The 22,554-nt window shown below is 66.2% G+C and carries 16 protein-coding genes; 13 read left to right on the top strand and 3 right to left on the bottom strand.

What is annotated here, in order from left to right; translation table 11 throughout:
- Window positions 1–136: 136 nt before the first annotated feature.
- Entirely contained in the window at window positions 137–3,622 is a 3,486-nt protein-coding gene (gene rpoB, locus D1832_RS01170; protein WP_118912243.1) for a DNA-directed RNA polymerase subunit beta, read from the top strand.
- Window positions 3,623–3,772: 150 nt separating this feature from the next.
- On the top strand, window positions 3,773–7,669 hold the full coding sequence (locus tag D1832_RS01165) for a DNA-directed RNA polymerase subunit beta' (RefSeq protein ID WP_118912242.1): 3,897 nt from the start codon (window positions 3,773–3,775) through the stop codon (window positions 7,667–7,669).
- A gap of 110 nt (window positions 7,670–7,779) precedes the next feature.
- On the opposite strand, the gene D1832_RS01160 is transcribed toward D1832_RS01165, so the two are convergent.
- Together D1832_RS01160 and D1832_RS01155 are read right to left on the bottom strand one after the other, a co-directional pair.
- Window positions 7,780–8,715, bottom strand: coding sequence for an NAD-dependent epimerase/dehydratase family protein (locus tag D1832_RS01160; protein WP_118912241.1), 936 nt, complete (start codon window positions 8,713–8,715; stop codon window positions 7,780–7,782).
- Complete coding sequence (locus D1832_RS01155) at window positions 8,708–9,715, bottom strand: glycosyltransferase (protein WP_241510797.1); 1,008 nt, start codon at window positions 9,713–9,715, stop codon at window positions 8,708–8,710. Before D1832_RS01155 ends, D1832_RS01160 begins: the two co-directional genes overlap by 8 nt.
- 484 nt (window positions 9,716–10,199) lie before the next feature.
- Here D1832_RS01155 and rpsL point away from each other — a divergent pair, with 484 nt between their 5' ends.
- The 5 genes from rpsL (at window position 10,200) to D1832_RS01130 (ending at window position 16,923) form a co-directional block, all read left to right on the top strand.
- Window positions 10,200–10,574, top strand: a complete 375-nt coding sequence (gene rpsL / locus D1832_RS01150; protein ID WP_047310400.1) for a 30S ribosomal protein S12 — start codon at window positions 10,200–10,202, stop codon at window positions 10,572–10,574.
- Window positions 10,574–11,044, top strand: coding sequence for a 30S ribosomal protein S7 (gene rpsG, locus D1832_RS01145; protein ID WP_047310399.1), 471 nt, complete (start codon window positions 10,574–10,576; stop codon window positions 11,042–11,044). The genes rpsL and rpsG overlap by 1 nt, the downstream gene beginning before the upstream one ends.
- A 99-nt stretch (window positions 11,045–11,143) precedes the next feature.
- Window positions 11,144–13,258: an elongation factor G gene (gene fusA, locus D1832_RS01140; protein ID WP_047310398.1), complete on the top strand. Its 2,115-nt coding sequence runs from the start codon at window positions 11,144–11,146 to the stop codon at window positions 13,256–13,258.
- Window positions 13,259–13,377: 119 nt separating this feature from the next.
- The gene (tuf, locus tag D1832_RS01135) at window positions 13,378–14,574 is read left to right on the top strand and encodes an elongation factor Tu (protein ID WP_047310397.1); all 1,197 of its coding nucleotides are present in this window, start codon (window positions 13,378–13,380) and stop codon (window positions 14,572–14,574) included.
- A 105-nt stretch (window positions 14,575–14,679) separates the two neighbouring features.
- On the top strand, window positions 14,680–16,923 hold the full coding sequence (locus tag D1832_RS01130) for a hypothetical protein (protein ID WP_147362583.1): 2,244 nt from the start codon (window positions 14,680–14,682) through the stop codon (window positions 16,921–16,923).
- A 62-nt stretch (window positions 16,924–16,985) separates the two neighbouring features.
- On the opposite strand, the gene D1832_RS01125 is transcribed toward D1832_RS01130, so the two are convergent.
- Window positions 16,986–17,831, bottom strand: a complete 846-nt coding sequence (locus tag D1832_RS01125; protein ID WP_118912239.1) for a hypothetical protein — start codon at window positions 17,829–17,831, stop codon at window positions 16,986–16,988.
- Between the two features lie 194 nt (window positions 17,832–18,025).
- Between D1832_RS01125 and D1832_RS01120 the strand changes: the two genes are divergently transcribed.
- The 6 genes from D1832_RS01120 (at window position 18,026) to rplB (ending at window position 22,548) form a co-directional block, all read left to right on the top strand.
- Window positions 18,026–19,294 carry an aspartate aminotransferase type Ic gene (locus D1832_RS01120; RefSeq protein ID WP_118912238.1) on the top strand — a complete coding sequence of 423 codons (1,269 nt, stop codon included), beginning with the start codon at window positions 18,026–18,028 and terminating at the stop codon, window positions 19,292–19,294.
- A 435-nt stretch (window positions 19,295–19,729) separates the two neighbouring features.
- The gene (rpsJ, locus tag D1832_RS01115) at window positions 19,730–20,038 is read left to right on the top strand and encodes a 30S ribosomal protein S10 (protein WP_006946210.1); all 309 of its coding nucleotides are present in this window, start codon (window positions 19,730–19,732) and stop codon (window positions 20,036–20,038) included.
- Between the two features lie 15 nt (window positions 20,039–20,053).
- Complete coding sequence (gene rplC, locus D1832_RS01110) at window positions 20,054–20,710, top strand: 50S ribosomal protein L3 (protein ID WP_118912237.1); 657 nt, start codon at window positions 20,054–20,056, stop codon at window positions 20,708–20,710.
- Window positions 20,711–20,712: 2 nt separating this feature from the next.
- The gene (gene rplD / locus D1832_RS01105) at window positions 20,713–21,363 is read left to right on the top strand and encodes a 50S ribosomal protein L4 (RefSeq protein ID WP_118912236.1); all 651 of its coding nucleotides are present in this window, start codon (window positions 20,713–20,715) and stop codon (window positions 21,361–21,363) included.
- A complete protein-coding gene (gene rplW / locus D1832_RS01100) occupies window positions 21,360–21,659 on the top strand; it encodes a 50S ribosomal protein L23 (RefSeq protein WP_047310391.1) in 300 nt (99 codons plus the stop codon). Before rplD ends, rplW begins: the two co-directional genes overlap by 4 nt.
- Before the next feature lie 52 nt (window positions 21,660–21,711).
- Entirely contained in the window at window positions 21,712–22,548 is an 837-nt protein-coding gene (gene rplB / locus D1832_RS01095; protein WP_047310390.1) for a 50S ribosomal protein L2, read from the top strand.
- Window positions 22,549–22,554 lie beyond the last annotated feature (6 nt).

Raw genomic sequence — 22,554 nt, 5'->3', positions numbered from 1 at the left:
CTGCGGCCGCGTCGCGTCCCGGTCACCACGACGGGTGGGTTCGATCCTCGCGCTCGAGTGCGTTGGGGTTCGGGTTCCGTCCGGGGGCTGAGGGCACGTATTAGCCGCTCTGTTAGGCCTGTGGAAGGAACACTCCTTGGCTGCTTCGCGCACCGCGACCCAGACTCTGTCCTCGGCGAAGACTGCCTCCGGCCGTCTCACCTTCGCCAAAATTCGTGAGCCCCTCGAAATCCCGGATCTGCTCGCGTTGCAGACCGAGAGCTTCGACTGGCTCCTCGGCAACGAGAAGTGGCAGGCCCGCGTGGCTGCCGCCAAGGCCGAGGGCCGTGTCGACGTCCCCGAGCGCTCCGGTCTCGAGGAGATCTTCGAGGAGATCTCCCCGATCGAAGACTTCTCCGGCTCCATGTCGCTGAGCTTCCGCGACCACCGCTTCGAGGACGTCAAGTACTCGATCGACGAATGCAAGGAGCGCGACATGACGTACGCGGCTCCCCTCTTCGTCACCGCCGAGTTCATGAACGCCGAGACCGGCGAGATCAAGAGCCAGACGGTCTTCATGGGCGACTTCCCGCTCATGACCGACCGCGGCACCTTCGTCATCAACGGCACCGAGCGTGTCGTCGTCTCGCAGCTCGTGCGCAGCCCCGGCGTGTACTTCGAGCGCAGCATCGACAAGACCTCCGACAAGGAGATCTACACGGCCAAGGTCATCCCGAGCCGCGGTGCCTGGCTCGAGTTCGAGGTCGACAAGCGCGACATGGTCGGCGTTCGCGTCGACCGCAAGCGCAAGCAGTCCGTTACCGTCCTGCTCAAGGCCCTCGGTTGGACCGAGGCTCAGATCCTCGAGGAGTTCGGCCAGTACGAGTCGATGCGCGCCACCCTGGAGAAGGACCACACGGCCGACCAGGACGCCGCGCTGCTCGAGATCTACCGCAAGCTGCGTCCGGGCGAACCGCCGACGCGTGAGGCCGCTCAGCAGCTGCTCGACAACCTGTACTTCAACGGCAAGCGTTACGACCTCGCGAAGGTCGGCCGCTACAAGGTCAACAAGAAGCTCGGTGTCGACGGCGGCCTCGAGGACTCGACGCTGTCGGTCGACGACGTCGTGGCCACCATCAAGTACATCGTCGCGCTGCACGCCGGCGAGGACACGATGAAGGGCAAGCGTCACGGCGATGACGTCGACGTGCGTGTCGAGGTCGACGACATCGACCACTTCGGCAACCGTCGCCTCCGCAACGTCGGTGAGCTCATCCAGAACCAGGTCCGCACGGGTCTTTCCCGTATGGAGCGCGTGGTTCGTGAGCGCATGACGACGCAGGACGTCGAGGCCATCACGCCGCAGACCCTGATCAACATCCGCCCGGTCGTGGCGTCGATCAAGGAGTTCTTCGGCACCTCGCAGCTGTCGCAGTTCATGGACCAGAACAACCCGCTCGCCGGTCTGACGCACAAGCGTCGTCTCTCCGCGCTGGGCCCGGGTGGTCTCTCCCGTGACCGCGCCGGCATGGAGGTCCGTGACGTCCACCCGTCGCACTACGGCCGCATGTGCCCGATCGAGACGCCGGAAGGCCCGAACATCGGCCTCATCGGTTCGCTCGCGTCGTACGGTCGCATCAACCCGTTCGGATTTGTCGAGACCCCGTACCGCAAGGTCGAGAACGGCAAGGTCTCCGACGAGGTCGTCTACCTGTCCGCCGACGAGGAGGACACCTACGTCATCGCGCAGGCCAACGCCCCGCTGACGCAGGACAACGAGTTCGTCGAGGATCGCGTCATGGCCCGCACCAAGGGCGGCGAGGCGAGCGACGTCGCGCGCGACGAGGTCGACTTCATGGACGTGTCCGCACGTCAGATGGTCTCGGCCGCCACCGCGCTCATCCCGTTCCTCGAGCACGACGACGCCAACCGTGCCCTCATGGGTGCCAACATGCAGCGTCAGGCCGTGCCGCTCGTGCGCTCGGAGGCCCCGCTCGTGGGTACCGGCATCGAGTACCGCGCGGCACTCGACTCGGGTGACGTCGTGCGTGCGACGAAGGCCGGTGTCGTGCAGGAGGTCTCCGCGGACCTCGTGACCGTCGCCAACGACGACGCCACGTACAGCACCTACCGCATCGCGAAGTTCACGCGTTCGAACCAGGGCACCTGCTACAACCAGCGTGTCGTGGTCACCGAGGGTGAGCGTCTCGAGGAAGGCGCTGTCATCGCCGACGGTCCCGCGACCGACGGTGGCGAGATGTCGCTCGGTAAGAACCTGCTCGTGGCGTTCATGCCGTGGGAGGGCTACAACTACGAGGACGCCATCATCCTCAGCCAGCGTCTCGTCCAGGACGACACGCTCTCCTCGATCCACATCGAGGAGCACGAGATCGACGCTCGTGACACGAAGCTCGGCCCGGAGGAGATCACGCGGGACATCCCGAACGTCTCCGAGGAGGTCCTGGCCGACCTCGACGAGCGCGGCATCATCCGCATCGGCGCCGAGGTCCGCGACGGCGACCTGCTCGTCGGCAAGGTCACGCCGAAGGGTGAGACCGAGCTGACGCCGGAGGAGCGCCTCCTGCGCGCCATCTTCGGTGAGAAGGCCCGCGAGGTCCGTGATACGTCCATGAAGGTCCCGCACGGCGAGACCGGCACGGTCATCGGCGTCAAGGTCTTCGACCGCGAGGAGGGCGACGAGCTTCCCCCGGGCGTCAACCAGCTCGTGCGTGTGTACGTCGCCAACAAGCGCAAGATCACCGACGGTGACAAGCTCGCCGGCCGTCACGGCAACAAGGGCGTCATCTCGAAGATCCTGCCGGTTGAGGACATGCCGTTCCTCGAGGACGGCACGCCGGTCGACGTCGTGCTCAACCCGCTCGGTGTTCCGTCCCGAATGAACCCGGGTCAGGTCCTCGAGCTGCACATGGGCTGGGCCGCGTCGCGTGGTTGGGACATCGAGGGCACGCCGGAGTGGGCCGCCAAGATCCCCGAGGACGCGCGTCAGGCCGGCGCCAACACGCGTATCGCCACCCCGGTGTTCGACGGTGCGCGAGAGGCCGAGATCCGCGGTCTGCTCGACTCGACGAACAAGACCCGTGACGGCGTGCGTCTCATCGACAACTCCGGCAAGGCGCAGCTGTTCGACGGTCGTTCCGGCGAGCCGTTCCCGGACCCGGTGTCGGTGGGCTACATGTACATCCTCAAGCTCCACCACCTGGTGGACGAGAAGATCCACGCCCGTTCGACCGGTCCGTACTCGATGATCACCCAGCAGCCGCTCGGCGGTAAGGCGCAGTTCGGTGGTCAGCGATTCGGCGAGATGGAGGTGTGGGCCCTGGAGGCGTACGGCGCCGCCTACGCGCTGCAGGAGCTGCTCACCATCAAGTCGGACGACGTCACCGGCCGCGTCAAGGTGTACGAGGCCATCGTCAAGGGCGAGAACATCCCCGAGCCCGGCATTCCGGAATCGTTCAAGGTTCTCATCAAGGAAATGCAGTCGCTCTGCCTCAACGTTGAGGTCCTCAGCAGCGACGGCACGGCGATCGACCTTCGCGACTCGGAGCAGGAAGTCTTCCGCGCTGCCGAGGAGCTGGGTATCGACCTGTCGCGCCGCGAGCCGAGCAGCGTCGAGGAAGTCTGATCACGGCCAGACCGGGGCGCGCTCGCGCCGAGCGTGACGAGCGCGCCCCGGTCCCCGGCAGACGTTAGGTCCCGCGCCTATCGGCGTGCGGACAACCACAACAGCAACGATCAGACCTTTCAGATTTAGGCGAGAGAAGGAATCAGCACAGTGCTGGACGTCAACTTCTTCGATGAGCTTCGTATCGGCCTCGCGACCGCGGACGACATCCGCACGTGGTCGCACGGCGAGGTCAAGAAGCCCGAAACCATCAACTACCGCACCCTCAAGCCCGAGAAGGACGGCCTCTTCTGCGAGAAGATCTTCGGCCCGACTCGCGACTGGGAGTGCTACTGCGGTAAGTACAAGCGTGTCCGCTTCAAGGGCATCATCTGCGAGCGCTGTGGCGTCGAGGTCACCCGTTCCGCGGTTCGCCGTGAGCGCATGGGTCACATCGAGCTCGCCGCTCCGGTGACGCACATCTGGTACTTCAAGGGTGTCCCGAGCCGCCTCGGCTACCTGCTCGACCTCGCCCCGAAGGACCTCGAGAAGGTCATCTACTTCGCGGCCTACATGATCACCTCGGTCGACGAGGAGCAGCGTCACGCCGACCTGCCGTCGCTCGAGAACCAGATCGAGGTCGAGAAGAAGGAACTCGAGAACCGTCGCGACGGCGACATCAACACGCGTTCGTCCAAGCTCGAGGCCGACCTCGCGGAGCTCGAGAAGGAGGGCGCCAAGGCTGACGCCCGCCGCAAGGTGCGCGAGTCCGCCGAGCGCGAGATGACGCAGATCCGCAAGCGTGCGGACCAGCAGATCGAGCGCCTGGAGCAGGTCTGGGACCGCTTCAAGAACCTCAAGGTCCAGGACCTCGAGGGCGACGAGGTCCTCTACCGCGAGATGCGCGACCGTTTCGGTCTGTACTTCGAGGGCGGCATGGGCGCCGCTGCACTGCAGAAGCGCCTCGAGAACTTCGACCTCGACGCCGAGGCCGAACTGCTGCGCGAGATCATCGCCACGGGCAAGGGCCAGAAGAAGACGCGTGCGCTCAAGCGCCTGCGCGTCGTCACGGCCTTCCAGCAGACCGAGAACAAGCCTGCCGGCATGGTTCTCAACTGCGTTCCGGTCATCCCGCCGGACCTGCGCCCGATGGTTCAGCTCGACGGTGGCCGTTTCGCGACGTCCGACCTCAACGACCTGTACCGCCGCGTGATCAACCGCAACAACCGACTCAAGCGACTGCTCGACCTCGGTGCGCCGGAGATCATCGTCAACAACGAGAAGCGCATGCTTCAGGAGGCCGTCGACGCGCTGTTCGACAACGGCCGCCGTGGCCGTCCGGTCACCGGTCCGGGTAACCGTCCGCTCAAGTCGCTCTCCGACATGCTCAAGGGCAAGCAGGGCCGCTTCCGTCAGAACCTGCTCGGTAAGCGCGTCGACTACTCCGGCCGTTCGGTCATCGTCGTCGGCCCGACCCTGAAGCTGCACCAGTGTGGTCTGCCCAAGCAGATGGCGCTCGAGCTGTTCAAGCCGTTCGTCATGAAGCGTCTGGTCGACCTCGAGCACGCGCAGAACATCAAGTCGGCCAAGCGCATGGTCGAGCGTGCTCGCCCGGTCGTGTGGGACGTCCTCGAAGAGGTCATCCGTGAGCACCCCGTGCTGCTCAACCGTGCACCGACGCTGCACCGTCTCGGCATCCAGGCGTTCGAGCCCCAGCTCGTCGAGGGCAAGGCCGTCCAGATCCACCCGCTCGTCTGCTCGGCCTTCAACGCCGACTTCGACGGTGACCAGATGGCCGTCCACGTGCCGCTGAGCTCCGAGGCGCAGGCCGAGGCCCGCATCCTCATGCTCTCGAGCAACAACATCCTCAAGCCCGCCGACGGTCGTCCCGTGACGATGCCGACGCAGGACATGATCATCGGCCTGTTCCACCTCACCTCCGAGGTGCTCGACGCCGACGAGATCAAGGACGAGGACATCCGTTCGTTCTCGACCGTCGCCGAGGCCCGCATGGCCTTCGACGCCGGCGAGATCAAGATCGGCACGCCGATCTCGGTTCGCCTTCGCGACTTCGTTCCGACGGCCGGCACCTCGCTGCCCGAGGGCGTCGAGGCCGACGAGAACGGTTTCGTCTCCGAGCTGCGTATCCGTACGACGCTCGGTCGCGCGATCTTCAACGGCACGCTGCCCGAGGACTACGAGTACATCAACAAGCCCGTTGACAAGAAGGTCCTCTCGGCCATCGTCAACGACCTTGCGGAGCGTTACTCGAAGGTCCAGGTCGCGGCGTCGCTCGACGCTCTGAAGGAGACCGGTTTCCACTGGGCCACGCGCTCGGGTACGACCGTCGCCATCTCGGACGTCGTCATGCCGTCGAACAAGAACGAGATCCTCGAGGGCTACGACGCGAAGGCCGCGAAGGTCCAGCTCCAGTTCGACCGTGGTCTCATCACGGACGACGAGCGCCGTCAGGAGCTCATCGAGATCTGGACGCAGGCGGCCAACGAGGTCTCCAAGCAGATGGAGAACAACTTCCCGAAGGACAACCCGATTTACCGCATGGTGAACTCGGGTGCCCGAGGTAACTGGTTCCAGCTGCGTCAGCTCGCGGGTATGCGTGGCCTCATGGCCAACCCGAAGGGTGAGATCATCCCGCGTCCGATCAAGGCCAACTTCCGTGAGGGCCTGTCGGTTCTGGAGTTCTTCATCTCGACCCACGGTGCTCGTAAGGGGCTGGCCGACACCGCTCTGCGTACGGCTGACTCGGGTTACCTCACGCGTCGTCTCGTCGACGTGTCGCAGGATGTCATCATCCGCGAGGAGGACTGTGGCACGAAGCGCGGTCTCGTCCTGCCGATCGCGCAGCGCAACGCCGACGGCGCGCTCGTCGAGCACGAGGACGTCGAGTCGAGCGTGTACGCACGTAACGTCGCGACCGACATCGAGATCGACGGCAAGACGTACCTGCAGGCCGGTGACGACCTCGGTGACGTCGCGCTCGACGCGCTGATCGAGGCCGGCATCGAAGAGGTCAAGGTCCGCTCGGTCCTCACCTGTGAGTCCCGCGTCGGTACGTGTGCGAAGTGCTACGGCCGTTCGCTGGCCACCGGCAAGCTCGTCGACATCGGTGAGGCCGTCGGTATCATCGCGGCCCAGTCGATCGGTGAGCCCGGTACCCAGCTGACGATGCGTACCTTCCACACCGGTGGTGCGGCTGGTGACGACATCACGCAGGGTCTGCCGCGAGTCGTCGAGCTCTTCGAAGCTCGTACGCCGAAGGGTGTCGCCCCGATCGCCGAGGCGTCCGGAAAGATCGAGATCGAGGAGACGGACAAGGCCCGTCGAATCCACCTCGTTCCGGACGACGGCTCCGAGCCGCACGCCTACCCGGTGAGCAAGCGCGCGCGCCTGCTCGTCGCGGACGGTGAGCGCGTCGAGGTCGGAACGCTGCTCGTGCAGGGTGCGATCGACCCCAAGCAGGTGCTGCGCATCCTCGGCCCGCGTGAGGTGCAGAAGCACCTCGTCGACGAGGTCCAGGGCGTGTACCGCCAGCAGGGTGTGTCGATCCACGACAAGCACATCGAGGTCATCGTGCGCCAGATGCTGCGTCGCGTGACGATCATCGAGGCCGGCGACACCGACCTGCTCCCGGGTGAGCTGGCGGAGCGCGCGCGCTTCGAGGACTCTTCGCGTCAGGCTCTCGCCGAGGGCGGACGTCCGGCGTCGGGTCGTAGCGAGCTCATGGGTATCACGAAGGCGTCGCTGGCCACCGAGTCGTGGCTGTCGGCCGCTTCCTTCCAGGAGACGACGCGCGTCCTCACCGAGGCCGCGATGAACGCCAAGAGCGACCCGCTGCTGGGCCTCAAGGAGAACGTCATCCTCGGTAAGCTCATCCCGGCCGGTACCGGCCTGACGCGCTACCGCAACGTCAAGGTCGAGCCGACGGAAGAGGCGAAGGCCGCGATGTACGCGCTGCCGGACTACCAGCCGTACGACTACCCGGTCTTCGGCCCGGGTTCGGGTGAGGCCGTCCGCCTGGACGACGCTTCGCTCGGCTTCGACAGCTGATCGTTCGCAGGACCAACGCCGAAGGCGGCCCCGGTTTCGACCGGCGCCTTCGGCGTCTCAGTTGAGCTGTGCGTATGGGGAGGACCCCTGTCGGGCTCGCGCGTGCTGGGTCAGCTCGCGAGTTCTCCCTCGCGGAACTGGCGCAGGATGCCCTCGACCGTCGCCGAGACGCCGACGGGCAGGGGAGTGGTGGCGTACGCGTTGAGCTCCGGCAGCACCATGGAGCGCAGTCGCAGGTCGCTCGACTGCGCGGAGGCCAGCTTGGAGGCGGCGTAGATGACGTGCGGTTTGCGCTTCGTCAGGTGACGTAACAGGCCGATCAGCTCGCCGATCGTCACACCGTTGCCGCTGGCGAGGATCTTCGTCGTGTGCGCGAGGTCGCGCTCCTCGGCCGTCTCGACGAAGGCGAGCGCCATGGCGGCGCAGTCGTCGGCGTAGAGGTAGTCGCGGATCGTGTCGATCGGCACGTAGACCCCGAGCGGACTGCCGGAGACGAGCGTGCGGCCGAGGTGGGAGATGAGTCCCTGCATCTTGGCCAGGTTCTGTCCCGGGCCGTAGAGGTTGGCGATGCGGCCGATGGCGAGGCGCTGATGTGCGTCACCGAGGATTCTCGTCGCGACCTGCTCCATGGCGAGCTTGGCGTGGCCGTAGGGCGCCAGAGGAGCGGGTTCGGTTGCCTCGGTGAAAGGCCGAGGACCGTCGGCACCGGCGAGCAGGCCGCCGGCCGACGAGGCCAGAAACACGGTGCCGCGCTGGTCGCCGGCCGCTGCGGTGAGGTGCTCGAGGAATCCGGCGAACTCCTCGACCTCCCGATCGAGCGCCTCCTGGGACGTGCCGACCACGCCGGCGCCTGCGCACCACATGACGCGCCACGGCGCGTCTTCGACACTCGCGAGAAGAGCGTTCGCCGCGGCGGCCAGGTCGCCCGGCGCGTCCGGTGTGCTCCACCGGACGCGGGCGCGCAACGCCCGGTCACCGAGCAGCGTGCTGACGGACGAACCGAGCAGGCCGCTCGATCCGACGACGAGCGTCGGACGATCAGCCATCACGTCGCGCGGGCTGCTCGGCGCCGGCCTGGGGCCCGCTCTGAGCGCGGGCGCGGCCGAGGGGTCCGGCAGCCGGATCGGGCACGATGAGGTACAAGGGCTTACCCATCGCCATGTTGACGTTGACGCCGATGTACTCGGCGATCATGCCGAGCGAGATGAGTATCGCGCCGCCGATGATGAGGAGCGCGACCATGAGAGACGGCCACCCCGAGGGCAGGCTGGGTTCGAAGAAGAGTTTCGCCACGACGAGGACGACGGTGAGGACGAGACCGGCGATCGCTGCGACCACGCCGAGGAGGCTGACGGCACGCAGGCCGCGTGTACCGCTGGTGAGGAACATCCGCCAGAAGTGGCCGAAGAGACTCTTGTAGTTGTAGCCCGAGGGGCGGTCACCCTCCTCGCGCAGATCGATCGGGCAGGTGGCGACGTCCTTCGTCACCCAACCGAGCGCCACGTCGAGGTAGATGTTCGGACCCGCGTACGCGGCGACACTGCGACCGATGGAGCCCAGCATGAGGCGGAAGCTCTGGAAGTCCTTGGCGTTCTTCAGGCCCGACGCGGAGCTGAGCACACGCTTGGCGCCCACCGAGGCGAGATTGCGGACGAAGCCGTGGGGCGGAGGGTTGCGCGCCATGCTGTAGACGAGACTCGCCTGCTGGGTGAGAGCGGTGTCGAGCATGTCGGCGATGAACTTCGGGTCGTGCTGACCGTCCTCGTCCATCGTGACGATCCAGTCACCGCCGGTGGACGCCATACCCGCCAGCGTCGCCGCGTGCTGTCCGAAGTTGCGGCTCAGCCAGACCGGACGGACCACGGGGTGCGCCTCGGCGAGAGCACGCATGGTGTCGTCGCTCGCGTCGGGTCCGTTGTCGTGCACGAGAAGGATTTCCGACACCTGGAACTCGGTTCCGCGCGCGGTTCGGCTGGGCTCGGTGTAGGGGAGCAGCTCGTCGATCACCGAGGGCAACGTGGTCTCACCCTGGTAGACCGGAATCACGATGGAGATGGTGTGCAAGTGCGTGCCCTCGCCCTGAGTCGTCGGAGACTGGATCAACGACATCGTAGACGCAGGCCGGCAGCACGGGCCGGGGGCCACCGTCGAGGCGGCGACCCGTCGTCGACCTGCACGACGCGGGCACCTCCGGAGGGGGCGCTCCGACGACGACGCCGCAGGAGAGTCGAGGGATCCGGGTGGCGACACCTCAGGCGGCGTGTCGGGTTGCGGTCCAGGCCGGATTTGGCCGCGTGCACCCCGACTCGGTACTCTTGATGGGTGCTTGGGCGGAAGTCTGCCCATTGCCACACCCTCGCCGGGCAGTCGTATGTCAGGCAAGGTCCGCCGGACCGGCGGATCGTCTGCGCGAAAGTGCAGGGGAGGGGTCGCGCCGGACACGCCCGAGAGCGTGGGTGCGCGGCATGACAAGGAGCTCGTCGGCCCAGGTCGACGAGCGGAACAGAAACGACACGTTCGGAGAACCAGGTTGCCTACGATCAACCAGCTCGTCCGTAAGGGTCGCCAGGACAAGGCCGTCAAGGCTGCAACTCCGGCTCTTAAGGGCAGCCCCCAGCGACGCGGTGTCTGCACCCGCGTCTACACCACGACCCCGAAGAAGCCGAACTCGGCTCTGCGCAAGGTCGCCCGCGTCAAGCTCACCTCGGGTATCGAGGTCACGGCCTACATCCCGGGCGTCGGCCACAACCTGCAGGAGCACTCGATCGTGCTCGTGCGTGGCGGCCGTGTGAAGGACCTTCCCGGTGTGCGCTACAAGATCATCCGCGGCTCGCTCGACACCCAGGGTGTCAAGGGCCGTAACCAGGCGCGTAGCCGCTACGGCGCGAAGAAGGAGAAGAAGTAATGCCTCGTAAGGGTCCTGCTCCTAAGCGCCCCCTCGTCGTCGACCCGGTCTACGGTTCGCCGCTCGTCACGCAGCTCGTCAACAAGATCCTCATGGATGGCAAGAAGTCCATCGCTGAGCGCATCGTGTACGACGCCCTCGAAGGCTGCCGTGAGAAGACGGGCACCGACCCCGTCGTCACGCTGAAGCGTGCGCTCGACAACATCCGTCCGTCGCTCGAGGTCAAGTCCCGCCGCGTCGGCGGTGCGACCTACCAGGTGCCGATCGAGGTCAAGCCGGCCCGCGCCACGACGCTCTCGCTGCGTTGGCTCGTCGGCTACTCGCGTCAGCGTCGTGAGAAGACGATGACGGAGCGCCTGATGAACGAGATCCTCGACGCCAGCAACGGCCTGGGTGCCGCTGTCAAGCGTCGCGAGGACACGCACAAGATGGCCGAGTCCAACAAGGCCTTCGCGCACTACCGCTGGTGATCGAGTTGGGGTGGCGGTCCGTTCTCTTCGTAGAATGGATCGGGCCGTCACCCCGGCTCACCCAGTACTGATACTGAACTTCGAACGAGAAGAGACACCGTGGCACAGGACGTGCTGACCGACCTGAAGAAGGTCCGCAACATCGGCATCATGGCGCACATCGACGCCGGCAAGACGACGACGACCGAGCGCATCCTCTTCTACACCGGCGTCAACCACAAGATCGGTGAGACGCACGACGGTGCGTCGACGACCGACTGGATGGAGCAGGAGAAGGAGCGTGGCATCACGATCACGTCTGCTGCTGTGACGTCGTTCTGGGAAGGTACCCAGATCAACATCATCGACACCCCGGGTCACGTGGACTTCACGGTCGAGGTCGAGCGCTCGCTGCGCGTTCTCGACGGTGCCGTCGCTGTCTTCGACGGCAAGGAGGGCGTCGAGCCCCAGTCCGAGACGGTGTGGCGCCAGGCTGACAAGTACGACGTTCCGCGCGTCTGCTTCGTCAACAAGATGGACAAGATGGGCGCTGACTTCTACTTCACCGTCCAGACGATCAAGGACCGCCTGGGTGCGGAGCCGCTCGTGCTCCAGCTGCCGATCGGTGCCGAGAACGACTTCGTCGGTGTCGTCGACCTCATCTACAACCGCGCTCTCGTGTGGCCTGGTGACGCCAAGGGTGACGTCACCATGGGTGCCAAGTACGAGATCCAGGAGATCCCGGACGACCTCAAGGCCAAGGCCGAGGAGTACCGCAACGCGCTCGTCGAGCGTGTCGCCGAGTCCGACGACGACCTCATGGAGAAGTACCTCAGCGGCGAGGAGCTGACCGAGGACGAGATCAAGGCCGGCATCCGCAAGCTCACGGTCAACTCCGAGCTCTACCCGGTTCTGTGTGGCTCCGCGTTCAAGAACCGCGGCGTCCAGCCGATGCTCGACGCCGTCGTCGACTACCTCCCGAGCCCGCTCGACGTGCCGCCGATGATCGGCCACGTCCCGGGTGACGAGGAGCAGGAGATCACGCGTAAGCCGGCTCTCGACGAGCCCTTCTCGGCCCTTGCGTTCAAGGTCGCTGCGCACCCGTTCTTCGGTTCGCTCACCTTCATCCGCGTCTACTCGGGCAAGATCTCCGCAGGCTCGCAGGTCGTCAACACGACCAAGGGCAAGAAGGAGCGCATCGGAAAGCTCTTCCAGATGCACGCCAACAAGGAGAACCCGGTCGACGAGGCACAGGCTGGTCACATCTACGCCGCCATCGGTCTCAAGGAGACGACGACGGGTGACACCCTGAGCGACCCGAGCAGCCAGATCGTCCTCGAGTCGATGACGTTCCCGGAGCCGGTCATCTCGGTCGCCATCGAGCCGAAGACGAAGGGTGACCAGGAGAAGCTCTCCACGGCCATCCAGAAGCTGGCTCAGGAGGACCCGACCTTCCAGGTCGAGCTCGACGAGGAGACTGGCCAGACCATCATCCGTGGTATGGGCGAGCTCCACCTCGACATCCTGGTCGACCGCATGAAGCGTGAGTTCAAGGTCGAGGCCAACGTCGGCGCCCCGCAGGTGGCGTACCGCGAGACGATCCGCAAGGCCGTCGCGAAGTACGACTACACGCACAAGAAGCAGACCGGTGGTTCCGGTCAGTTCGCGAAGGTCCAGATCACCTTCGAGCCCCTCGACACGTCCGAGGGCGAGCTCTACGAGTTCGTCAACGCCGTCGTCGGTGGTCGCGTGCCGCGTGAGTACATCCCCAGCGTCGACAACGGCATCCAGGACGCCATGCAGCAGGGTGTCCTCGCCGGTTACCCGCTGGTGGGCCTCAAGGCCACGCTGGTCGACGGCGCCTACCACGACGTCGACTCCTCGGAGATGGCGTTCAAGATCGCCGGCTCCATGGCACTGAAGGAGGCCGTCCGCAAGGCCGACCCGGTGCTGCTCGAGCCGATGATGGCAGTCGAGGTCCGTACGCCCGAGGAGTACATGGGCGACGTGATCGGCGACATCAACTCCCGCCGTGGCCAGATCCAGGCCATGGAGGACGTCAGCGGCGCCAAGGTCGTTCGTGGCCTCGTTCCGCTGTCGGAGATGTTCGGGTACGTTGGTGACCTTCGTTCCAAGACGCAGGGTCGTGCCAACTACACGATGCAGTTCGACTCGTACGCCGAGGTTCCCCGGAGCGTCGCGGACGAGATCATCAAGAAGATCCGGGGCGAGTGAACGGGTCCGTCCCGTCTAGAGACCCGTAACACAACCTGTAAACAACAGACGCGTCCCGGCGCCTTCAACCCCGAAGGCGACAAAGCGTTTGACCAACACAAGTCCTGAGGAGGACCCAAGTGGCGAAGGCGAAGTTCGAGCGGAGCAAGCCGCACGTCAACATCGGCACCATCGGTCACATCGACCACGGCAAGACGACGCTGACGGCAGCAATCTCTAAGGTTCTGCACGACAAGTACCCGGAACTCAACCCCTTCACGCCGTTCGACGAGATCGACAAGGCGCCGGAGGAGAAGCAGCGCGGTATCACGATTTCGATCGCGCACATCGAGTACCAGACGGAGAAGCGTCACTACGCTCACGTCGACTGCCCCGGTCACGCTGACTACGTGAAGAACATGATCACCGGTGCTGCTCAGATGGACGGCGCCATCCTCGTGGTCGCGGCCACCGACGGCCCGATGCCGCAGACGAAGGAGCACGTCCTCCTGGCCCGCCAGGTCGGCGTTCCCTACATCGTCGTCGCGCTGAACAAGGCTGACATGGTCGACGACGAGGAGATCATGGAGCTCGTCGAGATGGAGGTCCGCGAACTGCTGTCCTCCTACGACTTCCCGGGCGACGACCTGCCGGTCGTTCAGGTCTCGGCGCTCAAGGCGCTCGAGGGCGACGCCGAGTGGGGCGACAAGCTCATGGAGCTCATGAACGCTGTCGACGACTCCATCCCGGAGCCGGAGCGCGACATCGACAAGCCGTTCCTCATGCCGGTCGAGGACGTCTTCACGATCACCGGTCGTGGAACCGTCGTCACGGGCCGCATCGAGCGCGGTGTCCTGAACGTCAACGAGGACGTCGAGATCGTCGGCATCCACGAGGGCCCGGCCACCAAGACGACCGTCACGGGCATCGAGATGTTCCGCAAGCTGCTCGACGAGGGTCGCGCCGGTGAGAACGTCGGTCTGCTCCTTCGCGGTGTCAAGCGCGAGGACGTCGAGCGTGGCCAGGTTGTCGTCAAGCCGGGTTCGATCACCCCGCACACGGACTTCGAGGGTCAGGTCTACATCCTCTCGAAGGACGAGGGTGGCCGTCACACGCCGTTCTACGACAACTACCGTCCGCAGTTCTACTTCCGTACGACGGACGTCACGGGTGTTGTTCACCTGCCCGAGGGCACCGAGATGGTCATGCCCGGCGACAACACCGACATGACGGTGGAGCTCATCCAGCCCATCGCCATGGAGGAGGGCCTGAAGTTCGCCATCCGTGAGGGTGGTCGTACGGTCGGCGCCGGTCGCGTCACGAAGATCATCAAGTGATCTGAACCCTTCGGGGAACATCAACCAAAGGGTCCGAGGCATGTCGCCTCGGGCCCTTTGGTCATGTTCGGGTCGCTCGCCCGAGCCAGCCCGTACGATGTTCCGGTGCTGAACCGCCGTAACGCCCCCGCGTTCGTCATCCTTCTCGTCGTGATGTTCGCGGCTCCCGTTCTCGTCGACGTGACGTGGGCGGCAGCGCTGCGTTACGCCGCGTGGTCAGCACTGTGGTGGGCTTTCGGGTACCTCGTGGTCGCGAAGCACACGGCCGGTGGTCTCGAACGGGCGACGATCGGTGCCCTCGTCGGCATGGCGGTGCAGTTGGCGAACTGGTGCCTGTGGCAGCTGATCGGCGCCCCCTCGCTCACGGTGGTGGGTGGCGTCGTCGCCCTGGTCGTCGGCGTGCTTCTTCACTGTCGCGCCGGGTCCCCATCGCGCCCGTCACCGCAAGGCCACGAGCCGAACTCCGTGCCCGAGTCGGTCGCGGACGCGTCAGGGGCGCCGACGGGCTCGCTGTGGCTTCTCGTCGCGTCGACCTCGTGGCTGGGGTGGCTCCTCGTCGGGTTCAGCCGTCATCAGACGCGCCCGCCCGGCCCCAGCACGATGTACCAGGATCTGTACTGGCACCTGGGCATCGTGGCCGAGCTCAAGAGGGCGGTTCTGCCGACCGTGCCGCAGGCCGAGGTGTTGGGTCAGCTGAACTACCACTGGCTGAGCAACGCCTACATGGCCTCGGGCAGCCTGGGCTCCTTCACGAGCACGTCCGACGTGGCCCTGAGATTGTGGTACCTGCCCGTCGTGGCGCTCGTGCTGGCGTCGTGTCTCGTGGTCGGGCGTCGGCTCAGCGGGACGTGGGTCGCCGGCAACGTCGCCGTCGTCCTTCTCGTCGTCCCGTCGGCCATCCTGCCGTTCGCGTGGAAGGGCGCGACGGGTCCGACGAGCCCCTTCGTGTGGGCCAGCCCCTCGCAGATCTTCGGGCTGGCGTTCACGCTGGGCGCGACGTGGCTGTTCGTGCCCGTGCTTCGTGGAGCGCGGCCCACGAAGCGGGGGCTGGCGCTCCTCGTCGCGGCAGCCTTCCTGTGCGCCGGGTCGAAGTCGAGCATTCTTCCGACCTTCCTGTGCGGTGCGCTGGCCGTGGGCGTCCTCTTCATCCGGCGTGCTGCGATCAGGCGCGGCGCGGCCGTCGTCGCCGGTGTCTGCCTCGTCGGCATCGCGCTCGCCATGCCGCTGTTCGCCGGCGGGTCCGCGGGCTCCAAGATCCGACTGTTCTCGAGCTTCCGACGCGAGGTGGCCTACAAGGACTACGTGCACCTGCCTACGGCGTTCGATCACGGACCGTTCGTCATGCCCTACATCGCAACCGGGGGAGGGTTCCTCCTCGTGACGGGCCTGGCCCTGGCGCTGCTCGCGCAATACGGCTACGTCGCCACGAGTCTCTCGTTGGGGCGGGTGTGGACGAAGGACCCGATGCCGACGTTCCTCGCGGCCTCCTTCGTGGCGAGCCTCGCCGCCTACCTGCTCATCGATCACACCGGTGCGTCGCAGGGCTACTTCCCGCTGGGGGCGTTGCCCCTGCTCGCGGTGTTGGCCGGCTGGGGTGTGTCCGTTGTCTGGGAACGATGCCGCACGGCACGGTGGCGCCTCGTGGGATCGGGCTTCGTCATCGGAGGGGCCGCGCTGCTTCTCCTGCGCTGGGCGAGTGGCACGGCCAAGCCGGAGCGGGACTCCATCCCCGTCGCCGTCTTCACGGTGGCCGTGGCAGCGCTCGTCCTCGTGGGCGCGGCGCTCATGATCGGCCGTCGCAGCCCGCTCGTCGGCATCGGCGTGCTGCTCGGAGCAGCGTTGACCTTCCCCGCCTACACCGTTGTGAAGAACGCGGGTGGATCGCCCTTCACCCCGGTCTCGAACGACGCACCGTGGACCGTGTCTGCGGACGAGACAGCCGCCGCTGCATGGGTGCGCGAACACTCCGGGCAGACGGATGTCGTGGCGACCAACGTGCACTGCAGGGTGGCCCGCACATCCGAATGTGATGCGCGAGCCTTCTGGGTGAGCGCGCTCACCGAACGTCGCGCCTTCATCGAGAGCTGGGGGTACTCGGATCCGGCACAGCGCCAGGCGGGCCGACACGGGCTGCGAGCCACCTCGCAGCCGTTCGAGGACCGTGAGCTCTTCGCCCTCAACGAGAAGGTCTTTCACGATCCCGACCGCGCCACCGTCGAGCAACTGCAACGGCGGGGAGTCCGTTGGCTCTACGCCGACACCGCGGCCAGCGACGTCTCTCCCGACCTCGCGGATTACGCGGATGCCGTACATCACTCCGGAACCGTCACGGTCTATCGACTGGACTAGGGGAACGCACGAACGTGGGCCGGGGGGGGGCACGCGATGGTCCGGCCCACGTTCGTTCGAACTCAGAGCGTGCCGCTCTGGCCGACGTAGCAGGTGCTCGCCTTCCAGTCGCGCGGCGCTTCGTGCAGCTCAGCCTTGAAGGTGCCGCTCTTGGCGCCCTTGACGTCCGGCAGGCCGTGGCCGACGATCACACGCTTGTTCGCGTCCATGCAGATGGCCCGGATCCCGGTGACCGGCGAGTCACCGTTCGCGGCGTAGTTGCCGGTGATGACCGGGCGGCGGTTCGGGCCGTCGTTGTTGATCTTGACGTTGCTCATCGTGATGTCGTCCGAGCGGTCGTCGGTCTCGTTCTTGGTGAGGCTGAGGCGCACCTTCTTGATGCCCGCCGGGGCCTTGCCGAGCTTGGTGCTGATCTTGATCATGTCCTTGCCCTTGCCGACCTTGATCGTGTCCTCGACCGTGCCGATCACCTTGCCGCTCGCGTCGAGCATGTCGTAGCGGACCGTGGCCTTGCCCGGGCCGGTGCCGTCGACCTTGAGGACGGCGTAGAACTCGCCGTACTTGCTGTTCGGACGCTTCTGGTAACCGCCGGCGGTGACGAGCGTCGCCTTCGTCACGGGGCCGCTGGGCATGCTGGCCGCCTGTTCGGGTGATGCTGCCCCCTGGTCCTTCTCGTCCGTCGTGCCTGCGTCCTCGGTCGGGTCAGAGGGCGTCGTCGTGGACGACGTCGTGTCTTCGCTCGACTTCTCGGACTGCGTCGACGGCGAGGCCTCGTCCGTGCTGCTGGACTTCGACGTGGTCGAGGAGGAACCGCTCCCGCCGGTTGCCGACTCCGGGCCGCAGGCGCCGAGAGCCAGCGCCGAGGCGAGGGAGAGGGAAAGGACCGTAGCTCGTGTCGTCTTACGCATGATCGTCTTCCTTCGTGTGTGAGCCGGGCTGGATGAACGTCTGACGGGCCTGCGCGCCGAGAGGTTCCATCGAATTCGTGTACGGCGGAAGTCTGCTCGAACCCGAGGCGGCGTTGGGGGAGTGAGACGTGTCTGGCTGCGGGGCTCCGTGCGTGGAAGGATGAGAACGACTGTGAGCGACCGGAAGGAACCCGATGACCCTCGCCGACATGGCCGCCGATGACCTGGCGGGCCTGGTGACATCCCTGCGTGACGAGTACGAGCAGCTGAAGGGCAAGGGGCTGAAGCTCGATCTGACGCGCGGCAAGCCTTCGGCCGAGCAGCTCGACCTTGCGAACGCCTTGCTCACCCTCCCCTCGCAGACGACGGCCGACGGCGTCGACGTACGCAACTACGGCGGGCTCGCGGGCCTCCCTGAGATCCGCAGCATCTTCGCCGAACTGCTCGGTGTGGGGCTCGACCAGATCGTCGCGGGCAACAACTCGAGCCTCACGATGATGCACGACACCCTCGTGTACCACCTCCTGCGTGGCGGCCTCGACTCCCCGCGCCCCTGGGCACTGGAGGAGAAGGTTCGCTTCCTGGCCCCTGTGCCCGGCTACGACCGCCACTTCGCGCTCCTGGAGTCGTTCGGCATCGAGATGATCACCGTCCCGATGAACGACGACGGCCCCGACGCCGAAGAGTGCGCCCGCCTCGTGGCGACCGACCCGAGCATCAAGGGCATGTGGGTCGTGCCCACCTACGCGAACCCGACGGGGGCCGTCTGCTCGCAGGAGGTCGCGGCCGCGCTCGCCGCGATGCCGACCGCAGCTCCCGACTTCCGCATCTTCTGGGACAACGCCTACGCCGTGCACCACCTCGACGGCGTGGAGGCCAAGACGGCGGACATCGTCAGCCTCGCGCAGGCGTCGGGTCACCCGAACCGCCCGATCATGTTCGCCTCGACGTCGAAGATCACCTTCGCCGGTGCCGGTGTCGCCTTCCTCGCGGGCTCGCGCGACACCGTGGCCTGGTACCTCGAGAACCTGGGCAACGGTTCCATCGGACCGGACAAGGTCAACCAGCTCGCCCATGCCGAGTTCTTCGGTGACGCAGCCGGGGTGCGCGCACACATGGTCAAGCACCGCGACATCATGGCGCCGAAGTTCGCCGCCGTCGGCGCAGCCCTCGAGGCTCGGCTCGGAAGCTACGACGTCGCGCGATGGAACACGCCGCACGGCGGCTACTTCGTCAACCTCGACGTCGTGCCCGGCACGGCCTCACGCGTCGTGGAACTCGCCAAGGAAGCCGGCATCGCGCTGACACCCGCCGGCTCGTCGTTCCCCTACGGCAAGGACCCGAAGGACGAGAACATCCGTCTCGCACCGTCGCTCCCTCCGCTCGACGAGGTACGCACGGCCATGGAGGGTGTCGCCCTCTGTGTGCTGCTCGCAGCGGCCGAGGCGAAGAACACAGCCTGAACACGACACACGACCGAACCACGGTCCCGTGCCGGGGTTCGAGAGGCCGGGCCCGCTCGGGGCGCACCGTGCTCGAACCGAGCGGTGCGCTCCGAGGTGGGCTCGGTCGGTGTGTGAGGACAAGGCGCGGTGTGGCCATCGCCACGGCCGCCCCGATTTGGCCATCGCCGGGGCGTCTGGCACTATGGACAAGTTGCTTGACGCGTGGTGAAGGTCCGTACCTGCACTGCCGCCTCTGAAACGCACCTGTTCTGCGCCTCCTGAAGGTGCGACCACCCCGAGCGGGTGACGTGCGCTTCAGGGAAGCGCAAGCACCGGCTGAAAAGCCCTCGCCTCCCCGACGGAGGCGACGGCCCGAAGGGGTCGCGACACGCCCGAGCGCGTGGGTGGGGAGCCGGCACTGAACATGATTGGCGAGAAGAGAGACTCACGCGAATGGCGGGACAGAAGATCCGCATCCGACTGAAGTCGTATGACCACGAGGTCATCGACAGCTCGGCGCGCAAGATTGTCGACACGGTGACCCGTGCAGGCGCAACGGTCGTCGGACCGGTGCCGCTGCCGACGGAGAAGAACGTTTTCTGCGTCATCCGGTCGCCGCACAAGTACAAGGACAGCCGCGAGCACTTCGAGATGCGTACGCACAAGCGCCTCATCGACATCGTTGACCCGACGCCGAAGGCCGTCGACTCGCTCATGCGACTCGACCTTCCGGCTGACGTCAACATCGAGATCAAGCTGTAAGCGAGGGTTTGACTCATGACTGCAACCACTGAGCGCTCCGTGAAGGGGCTCCTCGGCGAGAAGCTCGGCATGACCCAGGTCTGGGACGCCGACAACCGCCTCGTCCCCGTCACGGTCGTCGCCGTCGGCCCCTGCGTCGTCACGCAGGTCCGTAACGCTGACGCCGACGGCTACAACGCGGTCCAGATCGGCTACGGCCAGATCGACCCGCGCAAGGTCACCAAGCCGCTGACCGGCCACTTCGAGAAGGCCGGCGTCACGCCGCGTCGTCACCTGGCCGAACTGCGTACCTCCGACGCCGGCGAGTACTCGCTCGGCCAGGAGATCACGGCCGAGGCTTTCGAGGCCGGCCAGAAGGTCGACGTCGTCGGCCGCACCAAGGGCAAGGGTTTCGCCGGTGTCATGAAGCGTCACGGCTTCGCCGGTGTCTCGGCCTCGCACGGTGCGCACCGTAACCACCGCAAGCCGGGCTCGATCGGTGGCTGCGCCACGCCGGGTCGTGTCTTCAAGGGCATGCGTATGGCCGGTCGCATGGGCGGCGTTCGCCAGACCACCCAGAACCTCCAGATCCACGCCGTCGACGCCGAGAAGGGTCTGCTGCTCATCAAGGGTGCCGTTCCCGGCCCCGCGGGCGCTGTCGTTCTCGTGCGTACGGCACTCAAGGGAGCCTGAGCATGACTACCGTTGACATCCTGAGCCCTGAGGGCAAGAAGTCCGGTTCTGTCGAACTGCCGGCTGACATCTTCGACGTTGTCACCAACGTGCCGCTGATCCACCAGGTCGTGGTGGCTCAGCTCGCAGCAGCTCGTCAGGGCACTCACGCCACCAAGACCCGCGGCATGGTCCGCGGCGGTGGCCGCAAGCCTTACCGCCAGAAGGGCACCGGTCGCGCCCGCCAGGGCTCGACCCGCGCGCCGCAGTTCGCCGGCGGTGGCACCGTCCACGGCCCGCAGCCGCGTGACTACAGCCAGCGCACGCCCAAGAAGATGAAGGCCGCCGCTCTGCGTGGCGCCCTGTCGGACCGTGCACGCTTCGAGCGCATCCAGGTTCTCGAGTCGGTCGTCGCGGGCGAGACCCCGTCGACGAAGGCCGCCGCGAAGTTCCTCGCGTCGCTGTCCGACCGCAAGAACCTGCTCGTCGTCATCGACCGCTTCGACTCGGTCTCCGAGCTCAGCGTTCGCAACCTGCCGAACGTTCACGTTCTGTGGGCCGACCAGCTCAACACGTACGACGTGCTGTGCGCCGACGACATCGTGTTCACGAAGGCCGCCTTCGACGGCTTCGTCTCCGGTGGCGCTGCACAGGTGAAGGAGGAGGCCAAGTGAGCTCGCTGAACAAGGACCCGCGCGACGTCATCATCAAGCCGGTGGTGTCGGAGAAGTCCTACGCGCTCCTCGACGAAGGCAAGTACACGTTCATCGTTGACCCCCGTGCGAACAAGACGGAGATCAAGATCGCCATCGAGCAGATCTTCGACGTCAAGGTCGCTTCGGTGCACACGCTGAACCGCAAGGGCAAGACGCGCCGTACGCGTTTCGGCATGGGTAAGCGCAAGGACACCAAGCGCGCCATCGTCTCGCTCACGGAAGGCAACATCGACATCTTCGGTCAGGCTTCCTGACCAACAGATGACGATCGCCGAATCAATCCAAGACTGAGGACGACTTAGACCCATGGCTATTCGCAAGTACAAGCCCACGACCCCCGGTCGTCGTGGCTCGAGTGTGGCCGACTTCGTCGAGATCACTCGCTCCACGCCCGAGAAGTCGCTGGTGCGCCCGCTTTCCAAGACCGGTGGCCGCAACGCTTCCGGTCGCATCACGACCCGTCACATCGGTGGTGGCCACAAGCGCGCCTACCGTGTGATCGATTTCCGCCGCGCGGACAAGGACGGTATCCCGGCCAAGGTCGCTCACATCGAGTACGACCCCAACCGCACCGCCCGGATCGCGCTGCTTCACTACGCCGACGGCGAGAAGCGCTACATCATTGCGCCGAACCGCCTGAAGCAGGGTGACCGCATCGAGAACGGCCCCGAGGCCGACATCAAGCCGGGTAACAACCTGCCGATGCGTCACATCCCCGTCGGTACGGTCATCCACTGCGTCGAGCTCCGCCCCGGCGGTGGCGCGAAGATCGCCCGTTCCGCGGGTGTTCGCGTTCAGCTCGTCGCCAAGGACGGCCCCTACGCCCAGCTGCGTATGCCCTCCGGTGAGATCCGCAACGTCGACGTCCGCTGCCGCGCGACGATCGGCGAGGTGGGCAACGCCGAGCAGAGCAACATCAACTGGGGCAAGGCCGGCCGCATGCGTTGGAAGGGCAAGCGCCCGACCGTCCGCGGTGTCGCCATGAACCCGGTGGACCACCCGCACGGTGGTGGTGAGGGTAAGACCTCTGGTGGTCGTAACCCCGTCAGCCCGTGGGGCCAGAAGGAAGGCCGCACCCGCCGCCCGAACAAGGACAGCGACAAGCTCATCGTGCGTCGCCGTCGCACTGGCAAGAAGCGCTGATAGGAG

The organism is Dermacoccus abyssi (assembly GCF_003515945.1).
In the GTDB taxonomy this organism is placed as follows: Bacteria; Actinomycetota; Actinomycetes; order Actinomycetales; family Dermatophilaceae; genus Dermacoccus; species Dermacoccus abyssi.
Note: the sequence above shows the minus strand (reverse complement) of the source record. Positions and strands in the feature narration are given on the sequence as shown.

Coding starts and splice junctions, on each gene's coding strand:
- D1832_RS01160 (WP_118912241.1), bottom strand. CDS start 8,715: ATGGCTGATCGTCCGACGCTCGTCGTCGGATCGAGCGGCCTGCTCGGT.
- rpsG (WP_047310399.1), top strand. CDS start 10,574: ATGCCTCGTAAGGGTCCTGCTCCTAAGCGCCCCCTCGTCGTCGACCCG.
- D1832_RS01125 (WP_118912239.1), bottom strand. CDS start 17,831: ATGCGTAAGACGACACGAGCTACGGTCCTTTCCCTCTCCCTCGCCTCG.
- D1832_RS01120 (WP_118912238.1), top strand. CDS start 18,026: ATGACCCTCGCCGACATGGCCGCCGATGACCTGGCGGGCCTGGTGACA.
- rpsJ (WP_006946210.1), top strand. CDS start 19,730: ATGGCGGGACAGAAGATCCGCATCCGACTGAAGTCGTATGACCACGAG.
- rplC (WP_118912237.1), top strand. CDS start 20,054: ATGACTGCAACCACTGAGCGCTCCGTGAAGGGGCTCCTCGGCGAGAAG.
- rplD (WP_118912236.1), top strand. CDS start 20,713: ATGACTACCGTTGACATCCTGAGCCCTGAGGGCAAGAAGTCCGGTTCT.
- rplB (WP_047310390.1), top strand. CDS start 21,712: ATGGCTATTCGCAAGTACAAGCCCACGACCCCCGGTCGTCGTGGCTCG.